Genomic DNA, 19,705 nt, shown 5'->3' on the forward strand with positions numbered 1-19,705 from the left:
ACGCTATAACATTAAAACCTACGCAACGCATCGATAGGGCGAGCTTAAGTGGAACAGCTGACTGAATACGAAACAGGACAAATATCATGATTCAAACACTTCCTTTAGAACTTCACCCAGACCGATTATTTCCAGCCGATCCGGTGGTTCGTGCTATCGCGCAGCGACTGTACGCGCAAATTAAAGACTTACCCATTATTAGCCCGCATGGTCACACTGATCCACGTTGGTTTGCCGATGATGCCAATTTTGAAAATGCCACTGCCTTACTGTTGTTACCCGATCATTATGTTTTTCGCATGCTCTACAGCCAGGGCATTAAACTGGAATCGCTGGGGATTCGCCGTAAAGATGGGGCAGTGGTAGAAAGTGATTATCGCAAAATTTTTCATATTTTTGCTAAGTACTATTATTTGTTCCGCGGCACTCCTTCGCGTATTTGGTTAGACACCGTATTCCATGATGTCTTTGGTTTAACCGTAACGCTGACCGAAGACACCGCTGATCTGTATTACGACACCATCAACGAGCAGTTGGCTAAGCCTGAGTTTAAACCTCGCGCTTTATTAGGGCGCTTTAACATCGAGTTAATTGCTACTACTGAAGGGGCGTTAAACGATTTACGGTACCATGCTAAATTAAAAGGGACGGGCTTTGAACAAAACGTTATTACGACCTTTCGGCCTGATGACGTTGTAGATGCGGACCGCGCAGATTTTGCGGTTAATGTGGCGAAATTGGGCGAACTTACTGGCGAAGATACCAGTCATTGGCAGGGTTACCTGCAAGCTTTACGTATTCGCCGGGCTTTTTTCCGTGAACATGGTGCAACAGCGACCGATCATGGTCACCCGTCTGCCATTACTGCCGATTTACCAGAAGCGGAAGCTGCCGCGCTTTTTCAACGTTGTTTAGCAGGCACTGCCAGCATGGCAGAAACCGAATTATTTAGAGGCCAAATGCTGACCGAAATGGCGGGTATGAGTCTGCAAGATGGCATGACTATGCAAATTCACCCCGGTGCGCACCGTAACCATAACCAGATGATTTTTGAGCGCTTTGGCCCGGATAAAGGTGCAGACATTCCAAGCCCAACCGAGTTTGTTAGCAACTTAAAGCCACTATTACAAAAATACGGTAACGAAGCCGGTTTAAACATTATTTTGTTTACGCTGGATGAAACCACCTATGCCCGTGAACTGGCGCCATTAGCAGGTCATTATCCGGCTTTAAAACTCGGCCCGGCTTGGTGGTTCCACGATAGCCCTGAAGGTATGCTGCGCTTCCGGCATCAAGTCACCGAAACCGCGGGTTTTTATAATACCGTTGGCTTTAACGACGATACCCGCGCTTTTTTATCTATTCCAGCAAGACATGATGTGGCTCGTCGTATTGACTGCCGCTTTTTGGCCGGTTTAGTCGCAGAGCACCGGCTAACCGAAGCCGAAGCAGGCGAGTTAGCTTATGAGCTGACTTACGGTTTGGTGAAAAAAGCGTATCAGTTGAAATAGTAAAAAAATTGACAGGGTATACCACGATACTCGGCAGCGAAGCTCAGTAAGGGCTAAACAAAGCGTGTCCAGCATGGATGCTGGACAGGAGCCCCCAGGGAAAGGGGGCATTGTGTGCCTTTACTGAGTGAAGCCACATAGCTAAACGTGAACAGCAGGCAAATTATGGAACATTTAAGCAATCGTACACTCGCCAGCCTCGACGGCAAATTACCACTTCCGGCTTATCGCCTGGCTGAGGTTAAACCACAAATTGGCATTGTACATTTAGGCCCTGGTGCTTTTTTTCGTGGCCATCAGGCCTTTTATACCGAACAAGCCCTGCAACATGGCGGCGATTGGGCTATCAGTGCCGTATCGATGCGCTCAGCCGATGTCAGTCAGGCGCTAATGCCGCAAGATGGTTTATATACACTTGCCGTGCTCGATAGCAAAACCAGTTATCAAATTATTGGTAGCGTGCAGGAAGTATTAATTGCCAGCGAGCAACATGCTGCGGTGTTTGCCCGTTTAACCGCCCCCAGCACTCGATATGTCACCATGACCATTACCGAAAAAGGCTATTGCTTGAATGCCGCTGGAGAGCTGGACTTACAACACCCGCAAATTCAGCAGGATTTAAACGGTAATAGCCAGGCTGTTACTGCCATCGGCTTATTAGCCAGTGCTTTAGCTGCTCGCTATCAGGCCAATGTGGCACCCTTTTGTGTGATTAGCTGCGACAACCTGACCGACAACGGCCGTAAACTACGTCGGGCATTAATTAGCTATACTTCACAAAAAAATCCGGCGCTGGCGAACTGGCTAGAGCAACAGTTGATTAGTCCCTGCACTATGGTCGATAGCATTACCCCGGCGACCGACGAAACACTGCGCACCAATGTTACCAAAGAGATAGGCTTACAAGATAACTGGCCTATTAAGCGTGAAGCTTTTGTACAATGGGTGATTGAAGATATTCTACCCAGTGAGAGGCCAGCCTGGCAGCAAGCCGGTGTTATTTATGCCGCCGATGTTAGCGCCTTTGAAAAAGCCAAGTTGCGATTATTAAATGCGCCGCATTCCACTTTGGCTTACACCGGCTATTTGCTTGGATATGAGACAGTTTACGATGCGATGCAGGATCAGCAACTGGTGGCGCAACTTAAGCAGATGGTCACCGCAGAAATTATCCCATCGTTTATTGCACCCAGCGAGCTGGATGTTAACCAATACAGTACCGATATTTTTGCCCGTTTTTGTAACCCAGCCATTCGGCATTTATTGGCCCAAATTGCCTGGGATGGTTCGCAAAAAATACCGATGCGTATTTTACCTGTTATCAAAGACAACCTTGCGGCAGGGCGTGATATTCAACTGCTGAGTAGCTGTTTGGCTGCTTGGTTCTTGTTTATCCGTCATCGCGTTAGCGAGGGCGAAAAGCTGATTGATCCCTTAGTCGATAATCTGCTCGAGGTCGTTTCGCAGTGCACAGGCATAGCCAACCATGATGTACCACTATTTTTAGCACTAGATAGGGTATTCCCGACAGAGCTTAGCCTGAACGAAGCATTTTCAGCGGCAGTGAAAGCAGCTTATCAAGACTTAACTATATATGTTGCACGGCGAGTATCAGGCTAAAACTGAAACGAGAACATTCGAGCACATTAATATAAACATAGCCTAAAATGCTGCAACGTTTTGCTCTACTTCCTATTATTTTGGCAAAATACCAAATGAAGCAGTCGCTATCGTCAAAGCTAAGTATCAAAGCGATATTTACTCTGCAGAGGTGGTGTACTGTATAGTAACTGCTTTAACAACTGAGTATTTAATCTGACTTTAAGGTAAGTTAAGTGATTGATTAATAAAGCACTATAATCTTTTCAATCTTTTATTGGATTGTATAGGCTTAAGAAGCCGATATTTTATGTAATCATAAATGCTTTAGCATTACTAATAGAGCAAGGTTCAATTACTGGTATTAGTTAGCTACCAGAGGAGCAGCAGGTTGCTCTTGGCTCGCTAGGTATTGCTGATGTTGTTGTTGCAGCTCGGCCAATACGGTACTAGCGGTTAGCATAAACTGTTGCTTGTCTTTACCCTGTAGTGGCAGTGCTTCGGGTAATTTCACGGTACGTGGATTGCGATGCACACCATCGAGCATAAATTCATAATGTAAATGCGCGCCCGTTACACGGCCGGTAGAGCCTAATTTACCAATGCTTTGACCTTGGCGCACACGTTCACCGGTTTTCACTAAGCGTTTCGATAAATGCAGATATTTGGTAACAATATTATTGGCGTGTTGAATAAACACATAGTGACCATTTAAGCTATTGTAGGCTGATTTTGTGACCTTGCCATCCCCTGCCGCCATAATGGGAGTGCCGACTGGCGCTACATAATCAGTACCATTATGTGCCCGTACAGTGCCTAACACCGGATGTAAGCGGCGTGGATTAAAGTTAGAGCTAACGTATTGAAAACTAACCGGCGCGCGCAAAAAAGCCTGGCGCATGCTTTTACCATCAGGTTTGTAGTAGTTACCATCGCTATGGCGAATAGCTTGATACACCTGGCCCTGATTGCTGAATTGCGCCGCTAAAATGGTGCCATTACCCAAGAATTCACCTTCAACGTAGTCGGCATTATAGAGCACAGAGAAATAATCGCCCGCGCGAATGTCCAAAGCAAAATCGATGTCCCAACCAAAAATCCCAGCCAGTTGCATAATCTGCGCATCGGTTAAGCCTGCGGCTAAACCGGCACTCCAAAAATTACTGCGAATTTCGGCACTGGTGAATTGTTGGCGTTGTTCTACGGGCTTGCGTAATTCTTCTACCGTGAAGTTGCCCTCAAGGTTGCGGTTGATTTGTAAGGTAGTCAGGCGATCAATGGCATAACGCAGTTGTTGTAATTCGCCTTGCTCATCCAAACCAAATTCTAATTTTTCACCAGGATAAAGCCGAGTTAACGTGCGTGTTGTTTTGCCTAAATCTAAAATGCTCAGCATGGTTTGCTGGCTAACATTGGCTTTGCGAAACAGGCTAGATAAGATATCGCCACTTTGCACTTCGAGCGTGGTCCACTGTAACCCCCGTTGTTCGATAACCACATCGGGTAATTCCGGCACTTCATCGCTTACTTCAGGTAAAGCCGCTAAGGGGGTTTCAGCGGGAAGGTTCAGTTCAACACTGTAGGTGTTGCTGATGGCTAAGCTGCTGTGTTCGGAACCGCGAGAGGCAGAGGCTTGCTCGGACGGTAAAAGTAGCAAAATAGCAATAAAAACAGAAACCAGCAGAATTAGCAGGCGATGGCGAGAAGGAATTTGAGCGACTAATTGCTGCATAATAACCACAATATCTGAGAATGCACAAAAAGCGAGCATATCTGTTTTTTTTCGAAGATACCAGACTTTTGTGCGTTTCACCTCGGCGGCACATGCGATAGAATGGCCGTTATCTGAGCAAAAATATTTATTCTTAGGAGTTAAAAATGGCCGATTGGGCACAGGCATTAGCAGAGCTAAAACGCGGTTGCGAGGAAATTCTGCTTGAAGAAGAGCTAATTGCCAAATTAAAGGAAGGCAAACCTCTTAAGATCAAGGCGGGCTTCGATCCGACGGCGCCTGATTTACATTTAGGCCACACGGTGCTGATTAATAAATTGCGTACTTTTCAGCAGTTAGGCCATGAAGTCATATTCTTAATTGGTGACTTTACCGGCATGATTGGCGATCCGAGTGGTAAAAACGTTACGCGAAAGCCTTTAAGCCGCGAAGAGGTGTTGGCTAACGCTGAAACCTATAAAGAACAAGTATTTAAAATTCTAGATCCGGCCAAAACGCGGGTCGCCTTTAATTCTGAGTGGATGGAGAAATTAGGCGCTGCCGGCATGATCAAACTGGGATCACGCCAAACCGTCGCGCGTATGCTAGAGCGTGATGATTTTAAAAAGCGTTTTGCTAACAATCAATCCATCGCTATTCACGAATTTCTGTATCCGTTAGTACAGGGTTGGGATTCTGTTGCCTTAGAAGCCGATGTTGAGATGGGGGGCACTGATCAACGCTTTAACTTGTTGATGGGGCGTGAGCTGCAAAAAGATGAAGGCATGCGGCCACAAACGGTCATGATGGTGCCCTTACTGGAAGGTTTAGACGGTGTGCAGAAAATGTCTAAATCTTTAGGTAATTACATTGGTATTACCGATGCACCGAACGAAATGTTTGGTAAAGTCATGTCTATCTCTGACGAGTTAATGTGGCGTTATTACGACTTATTGAGTTTCCGCCCGCTGACTGAGATTGCACACTTGAAACACGATGTGGCAGCAGGGCTGAATCCGCGCGATGTGAAAATTGCTTTAGCGAAAGAATTAATCAGTCGTTTTCACGACGATGCGGCGGCTGAATCGGCCCATCAAGACTTTATTCAGCGTTTTAGTAAAAATGCCTTGCCAGATGACATTGCCGAAATCACCTTAAGCTGTGATGAGCCCAGCATGCCCATTGCTAACCTGTTAAAAGCGGCTGGCTTGGTGGAGAGTACCTCTGAAGCACTGCGCATGATCAAACAAGGCGCGGTGAAGTTAGACGGTGAAACCAAGGTTACTGATGCTAAGTTAGATATTGCCAAAGGCACTTGTCAAATTTATCAGGTAGGTAAACGTAAATTTGCTAAGGTCACCTTAGCGTAAGTAAAACGAAAAGGGCTGAACCGATGCTGTCACTGCGCACCTTGCTGTTAAGTTTAAGTTTGTGCCTGCTGGCAGGATGCAGTCTGTTTGGTTGGTCACGTTTTGCCGCACCTTTGCCGTTAACCCCGGCGGAGCAACTGGCCTTAGCCGAAGGGCATGGCCAGTTACAACTTACCTGGCCAGAGCAGCGCAGTGAGCGCAGTAAGCTTAATAACACCCGCAGTTTTTTAGCTTATGCTGGGCAGGGCGAAATACTGATTGATTTGCAGCAAGCCACTGAGTTGTTGTTGCAAGTTAATCAACAACTGATTCGGGTGCAACGCCCGGCTAATGGTCGACCGGTAAAGATTGATGTATCACGTTATACCCGCAATGGTGAAAACCGTCTGCGTTATCTCAGCAGCGTTCCTGCTTCAGCTGAAGTCAAACTGAGCTTGCCATTTCCTACGTTACGCACCGATTTACAGCAATATGCCTTGGCGTTTCAGCCGATAGATCAGTTAATCGAGACGGAGGTTGCCGAGGGGTTTCCGGGAGCCGTCTTGTTGGTGGTTAAAGATGGTGTGGTGATTAAACACAGTGCCTATGGTTATAGCCAGCGTTATGCCGATGATGGCCGTAGTGTCTCAAAGCCCGAGCCCATGCAGCGCTACACGCTGTTTGATATCGCCTCGAATACTAAAATGTATGCCACTAACTATGCCTTGATGCAGCTGGTTAGCCAAGGCAAGTTAGATGTGACAAAACCCATTCAGCATTATTTACCAAATTATCAGGGCAGTGGCCGTGAGCAGCGTCTGGTCAGCGATTTGCTGTATCATATTGCCGGTTATCCGCCTGAGGTGCATTTTTTTCGCCCTGACAACCGACACGGCCCTGCGTTTTATTCGCTAAACAAAGCGCATACCGAGCACTTAATTTTAACGCAAGTTCCCTTTGCGACTGAGCGTGGCGTGCAGTCGGTGTACAGCGATGTCGATTATATGTTGCTTGGTATGCTGATTGAGAAAATAAGCGCACAGCCTTTAGATGTGTTTGTAAGGCAGCAATTTTATCAGCCGTTAGGTTTGGCTGATACGTTGTTTAATCCGTTGCAGCACGGTGTGGCAGTAACACAGATTGCCGCAACCGAGTTACAAGGCAATAGCCGCGGTGGTCGTGTCAGTTTTCCTGCCAATCGCCAAGGGGTGCTGCGGGGCGAAGTGCATGACGAAAAAGCTTTTTATTCTTTTCAAGGTGTCGCTGGGCATGCCGGTTTGTTTAGCACCGCGGCCGATTTATCGGTGTTGATGTCTGTGGCATTACAAGGTGGTGGTTATGGTTGGCAACGCTTCTTTGATCAAGCGACGATACAGCAGTTTGTGGCAGCCTCTCCTTATGATCATCAATATGCGCTGGGTTGGCGTACCGCAGTACAAGGTGATTTAGCATGGCACTTCGGTGCTTATGCCAGTCAATATGCTTACGGCCATACCGGCTGGACCGGAACCGCAACGGTGATCGATCCAGCGCATAATCTCATGGTGGTGCTACTGACCAATAAAAAACACAGCCCGATAGTGGCCGACGGTGAGGGTTATTACTTTAGTGGCGACCGGTTTGAAACCGGCCGCTACGGCAGTATTATGACGATGATTTATCAAGCCTTGCAGTTATAGCTCATCGCTAATATCACTGGGCAGATGGTCTGAGCGCGGTTTACTCGGCCAGCTTTTAATGTGTAAATCACGCTGTGGATACGGAATAGTAATATTATTGGCTTTAAAGATGCGCCAAATGGCCACGTTAATATCCGATTTCACCGCAGCCGTGCCATTTTCCATATCAGCAATCCACACGCGTAATTGCAGTTCAATGCCGCTATCGGCAAACTCCATTAAACGGACAGTTGGGGCGGGTTCCGTTAATACCCGAGCGGAGGCTTGGGCGCATTCGAGCATAAGGGCCATGGCTTGCTCTGGATCGTCGTCGTAACTAATTTGCACTTTAATGACTACGCGCACGAATGGATCAGCATAGCTCCAGTTAATCACCTCGTTGGTGATCATGTTTTCGTTCGGGATTAAGGTATCGACACCTTCACGGTTACGCACTACCAAATAGCGAGCATTAAGTTGTTCTACCCAACCAAATTTGTCGCCTACCGAGATAATATCGCCGGGTTTAATCGAGCGATCGAGTACCAAAATAAAGCCGCTGATAAAGTTAGAGGCAATCCGCTGTAAACCAAAACCTAAACCAACACCCAGAGCACCACCAAATACTGCCAGTGAGCTAAGGTTAATGCCTACGGCATTTAACGCGACTAAAAACGCCACTGTAATTAAGAAAAACTTGGTGAACTTAGCAAATCCAACCCGCATACTCGGGCTAATAGAATGTGTACGTTCCAATTTATTGGTAATTAGTGTGGAGAGCCAAAGCGCTAAGGTAAAGGCTAAGGCAATCATAAACAGCAGTTTCATTACCGATAGCACAGAGATACGGCTTTCACCGACAGTGATTGCAAAACTATCCAGCATCGCAATGACGGCAGGTAACCAGCCGACTAAATGTAATACAACGGCTAACCAGATCAGCACCGATAACACGTTTTCGGATGACTTAAGTAAAGGGCTTACCGAGAACGCTTTACGTAGCAGATAAATACAAAAGCGGATCATGGCCAATGCCAGTAGGATAGGCGTAGCGAACCCTAACAATGTCATCGGCAGTTCTTGTTGTACAAAGGCGGCTTTAATGGGAATTAACACCAGTAAGGCGATTAACGGCCACAGTAAACGCTGTAAACTGCGAATGGCCAGATGCCGCAACTTAGCACCTTGTAATTGATGTTTTTCTAGCGCCCGTTGTAGGCGTTGATTACTGAAAGAGGCAATAAGTAACGCTAGGCTAAGTGCAACGAGTTGATACCAATTTTCTTTTTGCTGAATGATGGTCAGCACCTCTGTGTATAACGTTTCCCAGTCCATGTCTTCCTCGAATTATTGTAATAGCCAAAAGACTATAGGTAAGCTTACCAGACCAGAGAGAATACCAAAACCGATAACGCCACTTACTAACCTAGGTGCTAAACCGGCCATAATGGCAATAGCACCGGCCGAGATCATCGGCGGCATTGCCGCTTGAAAAATACTGATGGTCACCGCCAACCCCTCTTGCCCCAGCGCCCGCCAAATTAACCATGCGCTCAGTGGCATCACCGCTAACTTTATCACTAAGGCACTGAGTAACGGCACGATCTCATCTTTGTTAAAACGAAAGCTTAGCTGAAAACCTACCGCTATCATCACTACCGGCACCAGCGTCGCGGCCAAATTATCGACTAAAGTAATAGCCAGTGGTGGCAGCGTTATATCACGAATCAGTAACCCTACCATCAGAGCTATAAACGAGGGAAAACTGATGATTTTCCAGATAATGGCTTTCGCGCTAGGCTTGTTCATTGTTGGGCTGTAGATCGCCGCAACGATGGTGACATAGGTTGCTAGCGCAATAAAAGAGCCAATTTGATCATAGACCACCGCATAGGGCATGGCGACGTTGCCGAATAAGGCTTCGGTCATCGGAAAGCCTAAGAACGAAGTATTACCCAGCGGAAGAATGATTAACAATGCGCCTGTCACTTCACGCGACCAGTTAAAGAATTTACTGAGCAGTAAAACCAATGCCACCACAACAAGCAAAAGCAACCAGGGCGTGATGGCTGGGATGAGCAGTGAAAACGAGAATTCTAATAACTTAATATTTTTCAGGATCAACGCAGGCAACGCCACGTAAAGCACGTAAATATTCAGAACGATGCCGCTATTTTGCGGCATGGCGGGCTGGCGCCGTAATAAAAAGCCGATGACTAGATAGGCTAAAACTAAATAAAAATTATCCATTATTGCTCGCTAATTAACTGCTCTTTTTCAGCTTTGCTCAGTTGTTTTAACTGGTATTCTGCCTGACTGGCACTGGCGCGATCCGAATAGCGACGTTGATAAACCAGTGTTAGGGGGCCTTTACCGCGCAGCGCTTTGGCGCCCCCTTTAATTTCACCAGCGTGTTGGCGCATGCGTCGCTGCGGATCAACGGTGATACCCGTATACAGCTGTCCAGCCGCAGTGCGTACCATATACAGCACCCAAGCAGGGCTAGGTGTGGCAATATCTTGTAAAGCGCTCATCTGCTATACTCACACATCATTTAGATGTTAGCTGTTTTGATTTCTGGAATTACACATGGTGTTTCAATCTCTGGCTCTGGCTGAGCCTATTTTACGCGCTTTAGCTGAACAGGGCTATGCTAGCCCAACACCGGTACAGCAAGAAAGTATTCCACCGATTTTACAAGGTAAAGATGTGCTCGCGGGCGCCCAAACCGGCACCGGGAAAACAGCGGCATTTACCTTACCACTGCTGCAACAGCTTCTCAATGCACCTAAGGTCTTACGCCCCGCGCAAGTGCGCGTGTTGGTATTAACCCCCACCCGTGAATTGGCGCAGCAAGTGTTCGAAAGTGTGCAAACCTACAGTCGGTATTTAAGCTGTCGCAGTGCCGTGTTCTATGGCGGGGTGTCGATTCGGCCGCAATATGATGAAGCTGAACTTGGCCTGGATATTCTGGTCGCAACGCCGGGGCGTTTGATTGATCATTTACATCAAGAAACAGTTGATCTGAGCGAGCTAGAAGTGCTGGTATTAGACGAAGCTGATCGCATGTTGGATATGGGCTTTGTAGTCGACATCAAACGCATTATGGCCAAGCTACCGGCTAAACGACAAACCCTGCTATTTTCGGCAACCTATTCTAAAGACATTAAACAGCTGGCAGATGAGCTGTTAAACAATCCCATCCAAATTGAAGTAGCTACGGCCAATGCCACCGCTGATCGGGTGGCGCAACAAGTGTATTTAGTTGATCGGCATCGCAAGCGCGAAATGATTTCACACCTGATTGGTGCGCGTAATTGGCAGCAAGTTTTGATTTTTGTGCGCACGAAACATGGTGCAGACCGACTGGCAAAGCAGTTACAAAAAGACGGTTTAAACACTGCGGCTATCCACGGTGATAAAGCGCAAGGAGCCAGACAGCGAGCCTTAGATGATTTTAAGCAAGGTAAGGTGCGTGTTTTGGTGGCGACCGATATTGCTGCGCGCGGTTTAGATATTAACGAGCTACCTTATGTGGTGAATTATGATTTACCACAAATTGCGGAAGATTATGTGCATCGCATTGGTCGTACTGGCCGAGCCGGTTTAAGTGGCGAAGCCATTACTTTGATTGGCCCAGAAGAGCGTGGGGCTTTGCAAGAAATTGAAAAACTGACACAACAAGTACTGCCAGCGAAAGTGTTGCCAGGCTATGAACATGACCCCAGTTTTGTGCCGCCGGCTGATCATTTACCGGGTAAGCCTGGTCAGCGCCAAGGGCGTCAAGATGGCGCAAAACGGCCATCGGCAGGTAAGGTTAAAGCGAAATTAAGAGCCAAAGCGTTGGGTAAAGCTTAAACTGAGCCACAAAACTGGGTTTAAGACGCTACGGCGTTAGCAGGGCGAACCATATAGCTCCAAAGCTGATGTAACTCGCCTTGCGGATGTAACTGCTCTACAAAACCGGCCTGTTGATAAGCTCGGATCGCAGCAGCGTTGCTGCGAAATACAAACAGCGACGCGCTCGCTGTGCTGAGTGTTAAGCTTGCTTGCCGTTGTAATTTCCCAAGTAAAATCTGAATAAAACCATAGCCACGAAACCGTGGATGAATCACCAACCGACTCAGATGCGCATGACCGTGTTGCAAGGAATATTGGCCAAACCCCAATATTTGGCCATCGTCAGCTTGTAACAGGCAAGACGACAGGCTTTCTAACTTAAGATCTTGCGCAAAGCTCTCAGCATTAAAAGGAAAACGAAAACCCGGGCCCGCCCAGCTGATTAATTCGGCTTCGCTATTAAACCAGCTCATTAACTCTGGCAGATGTGTGCTAGTGGCCGGTATTAATTGCATGGGTACTCCTTGGCAAAGCCTGAGCCTTTGAGTTTAATCGCGATACAGGGTTTTAATTAAATGAAAACCAAATTGGGTTTTTACCGGCCCTAACACGGCGAGTACCGGCCCTTTAAATACCGCATCGTCAAAGGGTTTGACCATTTGCCCTTTACGAAACTCACCCAAGTCGCCGCCTTTTTTACCAGATGGGCATAACGAATGTTGCTTGGCCAGTTTGCTAAAGTCAGCACCTTTATCCAGCTGTCTTTTTAACTTCTCTGCTTGTTCGCGGGTTTTCACTAAAATATGTAAGGCACAGGCTTTGGCCATGGCAGAGGTTCCTTGCAAAATAAGCTAAAGCGTTTAGGGCTTGTTGACGTTTGCTGTAAAAACTAAGGGGTGATGATTACCACCCCTTTGCTTGGCTCAACGACAACACCTTTTCGCCAACGCGGTCATTAACCGGCTGGTTGCTGCTGAGTAATGCAGTGGATATTGCCGCCACCGAGCAGAATTTCTCTGCCGGGTACCGTCACCACTTTGTGCAGAGGGAAAAGTGTCTGCAATATTTCTGCGGCAACCTGATCATTGGGATCATCAAAGGTTGGCAGGATCAAACCGCCATTACATAAATAGAAATTGATGTAAGAGCCGGCTAAACGGGCGTTGGCTTCACGTGGAATGGCGGCCATCGACTGATCGACTGACGCATATTCCTCGGCTTTGGCCATGATAGGCGCTGGCACGGGCAGTTTATGCACCTTGATTTTGCGGCCTTTGGCATCGGTACTGGCTTCTAGATAGTCTAGTGCGGCTTTGCTACGAGCATACTGTGGATCAGACTGATCATCTGTCCAAGCTAACAGCACTTCACCCGGCTTAACAAAACAGGCCATATTATCAACATGGCCATCGGTTTCATCATTAAAGATGCCGTCTTCAAGCCATAACACCTTACTAATATTCAGATGTTCTGCTAATTGCTGTTCAATCTGCTCACGGCTTAAATGTGCGTTACGGTTAGCATTCAGTAAGCACTCTGCGGTAGTCAGCAGCGTGCCTTCACCATCAACATGGATCGCACCGCCTTCTAACACAAAGCCTTCGGTGCGATAGCGGGGCAGTTGCTCGATACCTAAGATCTTACTGGCGACTTGATCATCGCGATCCCAAGGGAAGTACAAACCGCCATTTAAGCCACCCCAGGCGTTGAAGGTCCAATCGACGCCACGAACTTCACCTTTGCCATTGGTGACAAAGGTGGGGCCGGTATCACGACACCAAGCGTCATTATTAGAAATTTCCAACACACGGATCGGGTATTTAGTTTCTGCTTGGCTTAATTGCGCATAGGCATTGGCATACTGGGCAGCAGACACGCCAACGCTGACCGGTTCAAACCCGGCAATGGCTTTGATTACAGTAACAAAAGCAGCCTGCGCCGGTTTAGCGCCTAAACGCCAGCTGTCGGTACGCTCTGGCCAAACCATCCAGGTTTGTTTATGCGGTGCCCATTCAGGCGGCATACTAAAGCCATCTTGCTGTGGTGTGCTGGTTAAGGTCCGGCTCACTTGCTGTTCTCCGGATTGATTTTGCCATCTTTGGTCAGTAACGCATCGTAGATATCAATGCGGCGATCACGGAATACACCCCAAGCGCGACGCGTTGCCGCCACTTCGTCTAAATCAAAGGTATGTACTAGTACCGTTTCTTCGGTTTCATTAGCCTCTTTCACCTTGGCACCGGTATGGTCAGCAATAAAGGAGCTGCCATAGAACGTAATAGAAAAATCGCCTTCGGTTTCAGTACCGATACGGTTAGATACGATAACCGGTGTTAAGTTAGCAGCGGCATGGCCTTGTTGCGTACGCTGCCAGTGATCACGTGAGCTGATAGTGGCATCATGCGGTTCGCTACCGATAGCGGTGGGGTAGAAAATCAGTTCTGCGCCCATTAATGCCATGCTACGCGCGCATTCTGGGAACCATTGATCCCAACAAATACCCACGCCGACTTTAGCATATTGAGTATCCCACACTTTAAAACCGGTATCGCCTGGCGTGAAATAGTACTTTTCGCTGTAGCCTGGACCATCGGGAATATGACTTTTACGATAAATGCCCATATTGCTGCCATCCGCGTCTAACATCACCACGGTGTTGTATAAGCAGTTACCGGCACGTTCATAAATGCTGATCGGTAACACGACCGCCAGCTCTTTAGCCACCTTGGCAAAGTGTTTTACCGCGGCATTTTCAGCGACGGGGACTGCAAATGCTAAGTAGTCAGGCTTTTGCTTCTGGCAAAAATAGTTACGTTCAAACAGCTCTTGGATCAGAATTATTTGCGCGCCTTGGGCTGCCGCTTCACGCACCAGCTTATCTGCTCGAGCAATATTTTCTTCCACATTCCAGCCACCCTGCATTTGGGTTGCAGCAACAGTTACATTTCGCATGGGCCATCTCCAATTCAATCGTTACCAAACTAAGCCAACAAGTTCGAGCCACCGTACAAAGGGGCGCGCAAAATGCCGCATTTTTCGGCACTCGTCAATGTTTTTTCCGGTTATTTTCTAAGCGCAGGTTACCTACCGGAAATTTGTTGTTAACCTTAGCAAAATTCGCACTAAATTACCTGTCGTTTTTAGGCAGCGGTACAAGGCAACACAGATGCAGAATACAGATATCATTATTAGTGGTGGTGGCATGGTCGGTGCCGCGCTGGCGTTGGCTTTAAGTCAGGCCGGGCTGACGGTCAGTTTAATTGAAAAGCATGCCCCAGCGCCATTCGCCGCACAAAGCGAGATCGATTTGCGCGTGTCGTCATTAAATTTACGCTCAGAGCGTTGGTTGCAGCAATTAGGGGCTTGGCAAGCGTTAGGCGCTATGCGGCTGTGTCCTTATCAGTATTTACAAGCAGGCGAAGCGAAAGCCTCGGTGCGTTTTGCTGCTGCAGACATTGCCGAGGACCATTTAGGGCATATTGTTGAGAATAACTTGGTTCAGCTGGCGTTATGGCAACAATTTAACCGCCACGTGACGGTGATCACCGATACGCAAATCAGCGCGGTACAAGAAAACGATACAGCGGTGCAGGTCACATTGGCAGATGGGCAGCAGCTATCGGGCGCATTACTCATTGGTGCCGACGGCGCAAATTCTGTGGTGCGGCAATATGCCGGCATTGGTACTCAGGGTTGGCAATATCAACAAGCGTGTTTAGTGGCCTATGTTGATACGCCTTATCCGCAACAGGATATAACGTGGCAGCAGTTTTACCCCAGTGGCCCACGGGCATTTTTACCTTTACCCGGTGCACGCGCGTCTTTGGTTTGGTATGACGAAGCGGCCAAGGTAAAACAGCTAGCACAGCTTGCGCCAGCGGCGCTAGAGCACGCGTTTATAACCGCCTTTCCGGCAGAGTTGGGCGCGGTAAAGCTGAAAGCTTCCGCGTGGTTTCCGTTGGCACGAATGCATGCGCAGCATTACGTTAAAGGGCGCTGCGTGTTAGCCGGTGATGCGGCCCATACTATTAATCCGTTGGCGGGGCAGGGGGTAAACCTCGGTTTTGCCGATGCGATGTTATTGGCTGATACGTTAATTGAGAATCAACAAGCTGGTCGCGATCTGGCCGATAATGCCAGTTTAAAGCAGTATCAGCGGCAGCGTAAGCTGCAAAATACTTTGATGATGAGTGCGATGGATGCGATTTATCAAACTTTTAGCCGTGATTCGGATTCGCTGAGCTTTATTCGCCAGCAGGGGCTTAGGCTGGCCGCTAACGCGGGGCTCGCTAAACGCCTACTAACAAAGTACGCTGTGGGTAATGGGGTGTTTTGAGTAATCCTTAAGTCTTATCTGCTTCTGCTATGACTATTTTCTGTAGGTTTTAGATTGGTACATTATGCGGCTTAATATGCCGACCAATTTACGGCATGTTGCTTATTTTTAAACTGTTTTTAGAATTGAGTGTGAGCAGGTTCGATATTAATGCATCCAGTGGCTAAACGCGTCGTACAACTTTAACGAGGGACGCCGTAAACCCATCCATGGGGGCTCCTGTTTTTCATCCATGAAAAACACGCCCTCTTTCAAAGTGTACTATGCGTTTACCACCTCGTCCTGTTTCTGCTGCTTACAGGCGATCATTTTACTAAATCTATGTAGCCAGGTTGCAAGCAGCATTCGTGCTGCTGTTTCGAAAATGCTACCGCAACTCAGGGTTTTAGTCGTATCGCTTGGCGATCAAGTTTGCTGAAGATCAAAGGAAGTAAGACGCAGCGTAGGCCGCTGGATGAGACGTGCTGTAGCTAAAGCGTTGTATTTGATTAATGATTAGAAAAGCGAAAACCCGACACGAGGTCGGGTTTTCTGAATGATGGCAGGGGCGGCTGGATTCGAACCAACGCATGGCGGGATCAAAACCCGCTGCCTTACCGCTTGGCTACGCCCCTACTGGGATGGTAAAGAGTTAATGGCAGGGGCGGCTGGATTCGAACCAACGCATGGCGGGATCAAAACCCACTGCCTTACCGCTTGGCTACGCCCCTACAACAACTTTTTACTTACTTGCACCCTATTATGGTGCGGAAAGAGAGACTCGAACTCTCACGCCTCGCGGCGCTGGAACCTAAATCCAGTGCGTCTACCAATTCCGCCATTCCCGCATACAACAGTAGAGTAGGAAGTGGTGGCTACAGCGGGAATCGAACCTGCGACCCCAGCATTATGAGTGCTGTGCTCTAACCAGCTGAGCTATGTAGCCACTATAACTTGTCCTAAGCAAGTGGCGCGTATTATGCTGATCTCACTTATGAGCGTCAACCGTTTTTTTTCGATATTATACCAGTTGCAGTGTATTTGCCGAATTTATGTTCAGAGCGAGTAAAAACTAAACAGTAAATTTAAGTATGAGATAGTTCTCGAGAATGATCAACAGCAAAAAGCCGGACACGTGGTCCGGCTTGGTATCGAGCGTTTAACCGCGAGGCTTAAACGTTAAAACGGAAATGCATAACATCGCCATCTTTTACAATGTAATCTTTACCTTCAAGACGCCATTTACCGGCTTCTTTCGCGCCCGCTTCACCGTTGTATTGTACGAAGTCGTCATAAGCGACCACTTCAGCGCGGATAAAGCCTTTTTCAAAGTCAGTGTGGATCACGCCAGCAGCTTGTGGCGCAGTGGCACCAATTGCGACAGTCCAAGCACGTACTTCTTTAACACCGGCAGTAAAATAAGTATGTAAGCTTAGCAAAGAGTAACCACCACGGATCACCCGGTTTAAGCCAGGCTCTTCTAAACCCATGTCGGCCATAAACTCATTGCGCTCTTCTTCGTCTAACTCCGCAATTTCCGATTCGATAGCGGCGCATACCGGTACCACGATGGCACCTTCTTTCTCAGCGATCGCAGTAACGATATCTAAGTAAGGGTTATTCTCGAAACCATCTTCCATCACGTTAGCAATATACATGGTGGGCTTGATCGTTAAAAAGTTCATGTAGGCAATCAGCGCCTTTTCTTCTTTTTCTAACTCAAGCTGGCGCAGGGTATGACCCTGTTCTAAATGCGCCTTCACTTTTTCTAAAACCTGGATTTCTGCTTTAGCGTCTTTATCGCCGCCTTTTGCTTTCTTTTGAACACGAAAAATGGCGCGATCAGCGCTGTCCATATCAGATAGCACTAATTCCATGTTAATGGTTTCAATGTCATCGGCCGGATCAATTTTACCAGCAACGTGAATAATGTTTTCATCGTCGAAACACCGCACAACATGACCAATAGCGTCAGTTTCGCGAATGTTTGCTAAAAATTTATTACCTAAACCTTCACCACGGGAAGCGCCCTTGACTAAACCTGCGATATCCACAAACTCCATGGTCGTGGGTAATACGCGTTGCGGTTTAACGATTTCAGCCAGTTTATCTAAGCGTAAATCGGGTACTGGCACCACGCCGGTATTCGGTTCGATAGTACAGAACGGAAAGTTGGCGGCTTCGATGCCTGCTTTGGTTAAAGCATTAAATAAGGTGGATTTACCAACATTAGGTAAACCGACGATGCCACATTTGAAACCCATGAGTGTATCCTTTAATGTGCTATTAGCGACGGGAGTGTTCCGAAATTTTAGCTAGCCTGAAAGCTGTGTAAACGGTGCTGAGCTTTTACCAAGCCATCGCGAGCTAACAGGTCGAAACAGGCAACCGATTCATCGATGCAGCTATTAATCAGTGATTGTTCACTGCTTGGCGCTTTACCCAGAACAAAACCAGTTACCTGATCTTTGTGCCCCGGATGGCCGATGCCAAGCCGCAAGCGATAAAAATTGGGGTTATTACCCAACTTACTTGTGATATCGCGCAGACCATTGTGGCCCGCATGTCCACCGGCAAACTTAAATTTGGCTGTGCCGGGCGGTAACGCCAGCTCATCATGTACTACCAGAATGTGCTCTGGTGACAGTTTATAAAACTGTGCCATGGCCAAAACAGCTTTGCCGCTTAAGTTCATATAGGTCGATGGAATAAGTAATTTGAATTCTTGGCCGGCAAGCATGAATTTGCCAGTGTGCCCGAAAAATTTAGCTTCGGGTTTTAAGGTCGCATGATAGGTCCGAGCCAGTTGCTCAACAAACCACACGCCCGCATTATGACGGGTATATTGATATTCGGGGCCTGGATTACCCAGGCCCACGATTAGCTGAAGCTTTGGCTGAACAGCGTCAGACATTACTCAGCAGGTGTTTCTTCTTCAGCTTTACCAGCTGGTTTGTTTACAGATACTACAGGCAGGTCATGACCTTCGCCTTTAGTTAACTGAACAAAAGTAACACCTTTAGGTGCTTTGATATCAGTTAAGTGTAAGGTTACGCCAACTGCAACATCGCTTAAATCTACTTCGATGAACTCTGGCAGATCCTGTGGTAAACAGGCAATTTCAACTTCGTTCATACCATGAACAACTACACCACCTTTCTTCGCACCGGCTTCTTCATTGATGAAGTGGATAGGAACAATAGTGTGTAACTCGTGGCCAGCTTCTACGCGTTGGAAGTCAACGTGTAAGATTTTTGGCTTGAACGGGTGACGTTGCATGGCTTTAACGATGGCTTTTACTTCTTCACCCGCGACGTTGATAGTCAGGATGTGAGAGTAGAAGGCTTCAACGCTTTGCGCTTTCAACAGTTTAGAGTGCTCTAAAGTGATTGATTGAGCGGCTACGCTGCCACCGTAAATGATAGCTGGAACTTTGTCTTCGTGACGTAGGCGGCGGCTCGCACCTTTCCCCAGGTCAGAACGGACTTCTGCGGTTAATGTAAAAATTGCATCAGACATGATGTACTCCAATAATTAGTATTTGTCCCGGCTTGCGACCAGCCGAAACCTGTTGCCTTTTGTAGCATGACAAAAGGCGCGACATATTACCACCAGCCCCCGTTAGCTGCAAATGCAAATTGGCAGCATTGTGGCTGTGTCGCTATCTGATATGCTGTTTATCATTTTTCAGCGTCTAAGGATAAAACGCTCAATGGCTTTTT

17 protein-coding genes and 4 tRNA genes are annotated in these 19,705 nt (G+C 47.5%); 6 read left to right on the forward strand and 15 right to left on the reverse strand.

Annotation, left to right across the window (positions count from 1 at the left end; translation table 11 throughout):
* The first annotated feature begins 86 nt into the window (after window positions 1-86).
* Together uxaC and ACUJFK_RS05550 are read left to right on the forward strand one after the other, a co-directional pair.
* Complete coding sequence (uxaC, locus tag ACUJFK_RS05545; protein ID WP_445426307.1) at window positions 87-1,511, forward strand: glucuronate isomerase; 1,425 nt, start codon at window positions 87-89, stop codon at window positions 1,509-1,511.
* A gap of 165 nt (window positions 1,512-1,676) precedes the next feature.
* Window positions 1,677-3,131, forward strand: coding sequence for a mannitol dehydrogenase family protein (locus ACUJFK_RS05550; RefSeq protein ID WP_445426308.1), 1,455 nt, complete (start codon window positions 1,677-1,679; stop codon window positions 3,129-3,131).
* Window positions 3,132-3,474: 343 nt separating this feature from the next.
* On the opposite strand, the gene ACUJFK_RS05555 is transcribed toward ACUJFK_RS05550, so the two are convergent.
* A complete protein-coding gene (locus tag ACUJFK_RS05555; protein WP_445426760.1) occupies window positions 3,475-4,842 on the reverse strand; it encodes a peptidoglycan DD-metalloendopeptidase family protein in 1,368 nt (455 codons plus the stop codon).
* A gap of 146 nt (window positions 4,843-4,988) precedes the next feature.
* Between ACUJFK_RS05555 and tyrS the strand changes: the two genes are divergently transcribed.
* Window positions 4,989-6,191 (forward strand): tyrosine--tRNA ligase, encoded by a 1,203-nt coding sequence (gene tyrS / locus ACUJFK_RS05560; protein WP_445426309.1) that lies wholly within the window; start codon window positions 4,989-4,991, stop codon window positions 6,189-6,191.
* Window positions 6,192-6,214: 23 nt separating this feature from the next.
* Window positions 6,215-7,849, forward strand: a complete 1,635-nt coding sequence (pbp4b, locus tag ACUJFK_RS05565; RefSeq protein ID WP_445426310.1) for a penicillin binding protein PBP4B — start codon at window positions 6,215-6,217, stop codon at window positions 7,847-7,849.
* On the opposite strand, the gene ACUJFK_RS05570 is transcribed toward pbp4b, so the two are convergent.
* The 3 genes from ACUJFK_RS05570 to ACUJFK_RS05580 are packed head-to-tail and all read right to left on the reverse strand — an operon-like array spanning window position 7,844 to window position 10,362.
* Window positions 7,844-9,163, reverse strand: a complete 1,320-nt coding sequence (locus tag ACUJFK_RS05570; protein WP_226749677.1) for a mechanosensitive ion channel family protein — start codon at window positions 9,161-9,163, stop codon at window positions 7,844-7,846. The genes pbp4b and ACUJFK_RS05570 overlap by 6 nt on opposite strands.
* Before the next feature lie 12 nt (window positions 9,164-9,175).
* Window positions 9,176-10,078: an AEC family transporter gene (locus tag ACUJFK_RS05575; RefSeq protein ID WP_226749678.1), complete on the reverse strand. Its 903-nt coding sequence runs from the start codon at window positions 10,076-10,078 to the stop codon at window positions 9,176-9,178.
* Window positions 10,078-10,362: a GIY-YIG nuclease family protein gene (locus tag ACUJFK_RS05580; protein WP_226749679.1), complete on the reverse strand. Its 285-nt coding sequence runs from the start codon at window positions 10,360-10,362 to the stop codon at window positions 10,078-10,080. Before ACUJFK_RS05580 ends, ACUJFK_RS05575 begins: the two co-directional genes overlap by 1 nt.
* Window positions 10,363-10,417: 55 nt before the next feature.
* Between ACUJFK_RS05580 and ACUJFK_RS05585 the strand changes: the two genes are divergently transcribed.
* Window positions 10,418-11,686, forward strand: coding sequence for a DEAD/DEAH box helicase (locus ACUJFK_RS05585; protein ID WP_306176990.1), 1,269 nt, complete (start codon window positions 10,418-10,420; stop codon window positions 11,684-11,686).
* 20 nt (window positions 11,687-11,706) lie between these two features.
* Here ACUJFK_RS05585 and ACUJFK_RS05590 read toward each other — a convergent pair whose 3' ends face one another.
* From ACUJFK_RS05590 to aguB, 4 genes are all read right to left on the reverse strand, one after another.
* On the reverse strand, window positions 11,707-12,183 hold the full coding sequence (locus ACUJFK_RS05590) for a GNAT family N-acetyltransferase (RefSeq protein ID WP_445426311.1): 477 nt from the start codon (window positions 12,181-12,183) through the stop codon (window positions 11,707-11,709).
* A gap of 33 nt (window positions 12,184-12,216) precedes the next feature.
* The gene (ppiC, locus tag ACUJFK_RS05595; protein ID WP_229585449.1) at window positions 12,217-12,495 is read right to left on the reverse strand and encodes a peptidylprolyl isomerase PpiC; all 279 of its coding nucleotides are present in this window, start codon (window positions 12,493-12,495) and stop codon (window positions 12,217-12,219) included.
* Window positions 12,496-12,623: 128 nt separating this feature from the next.
* Window positions 12,624-13,736, reverse strand: a complete 1,113-nt coding sequence (aguA, locus tag ACUJFK_RS05600) for an agmatine deiminase (protein ID WP_445426312.1) — start codon at window positions 13,734-13,736, stop codon at window positions 12,624-12,626.
* Window positions 13,733-14,620 (reverse strand): N-carbamoylputrescine amidase, encoded by an 888-nt coding sequence (gene aguB, locus ACUJFK_RS05605; RefSeq protein ID WP_226749684.1) that lies wholly within the window; start codon window positions 14,618-14,620, stop codon window positions 13,733-13,735. The genes aguA and aguB overlap by 4 nt, the downstream gene beginning before the upstream one ends.
* A gap of 214 nt (window positions 14,621-14,834) precedes the next feature.
* Between aguB and ACUJFK_RS05610 the strand changes: the two genes are divergently transcribed.
* The gene (locus ACUJFK_RS05610; RefSeq protein WP_445426313.1) at window positions 14,835-16,004 is read left to right on the forward strand and encodes an FAD-dependent monooxygenase; all 1,170 of its coding nucleotides are present in this window, start codon (window positions 14,835-14,837) and stop codon (window positions 16,002-16,004) included.
* A 539-nt stretch (window positions 16,005-16,543) separates the two neighbouring features.
* Here ACUJFK_RS05610 and ACUJFK_RS05615 read toward each other — a convergent pair.
* The 7 genes from ACUJFK_RS05615 to ACUJFK_RS05645 all read right to left on the reverse strand — a co-directional run bounded on the left by ACUJFK_RS05615 (window position 16,544) and on the right by ACUJFK_RS05645 (window position 19,502).
* Window positions 16,544-16,618 (reverse strand) — tRNA-Gln (locus ACUJFK_RS05615).
* Between the two features lie 21 nt (window positions 16,619-16,639).
* A tRNA-Gln gene (locus tag ACUJFK_RS05620) sits at window positions 16,640-16,714 on the reverse strand.
* Between the two features lie 32 nt (window positions 16,715-16,746).
* Window positions 16,747-16,831: transfer RNA gene (locus ACUJFK_RS05625), tRNA-Leu, on the reverse strand.
* Between the two features lie 21 nt (window positions 16,832-16,852).
* Window positions 16,853-16,929: transfer RNA gene (locus ACUJFK_RS05630), tRNA-Met, on the reverse strand.
* 226 nt (window positions 16,930-17,155) lie between these two features.
* Complete coding sequence (gene ychF, locus ACUJFK_RS05635) at window positions 17,156-18,247, reverse strand: redox-regulated ATPase YchF (RefSeq protein ID WP_229585452.1); 1,092 nt, start codon at window positions 18,245-18,247, stop codon at window positions 17,156-17,158.
* Window positions 18,248-18,294: 47 nt separating this feature from the next.
* Entirely contained in the window at window positions 18,295-18,897 is a 603-nt protein-coding gene (pth, locus tag ACUJFK_RS05640) for an aminoacyl-tRNA hydrolase (protein WP_229585453.1), read from the reverse strand.
* Window positions 18,897-19,502, reverse strand: coding sequence for a 50S ribosomal protein L25/general stress protein Ctc (locus ACUJFK_RS05645; RefSeq protein WP_226749688.1), 606 nt, complete (start codon window positions 19,500-19,502; stop codon window positions 18,897-18,899). The genes pth and ACUJFK_RS05645 overlap by 1 nt, the downstream gene beginning before the upstream one ends.
* Window positions 19,503-19,705 lie beyond the last annotated feature (203 nt).

It is taken from the genome of Alishewanella sp. HL-SH06 (genome assembly GCF_052656265.1).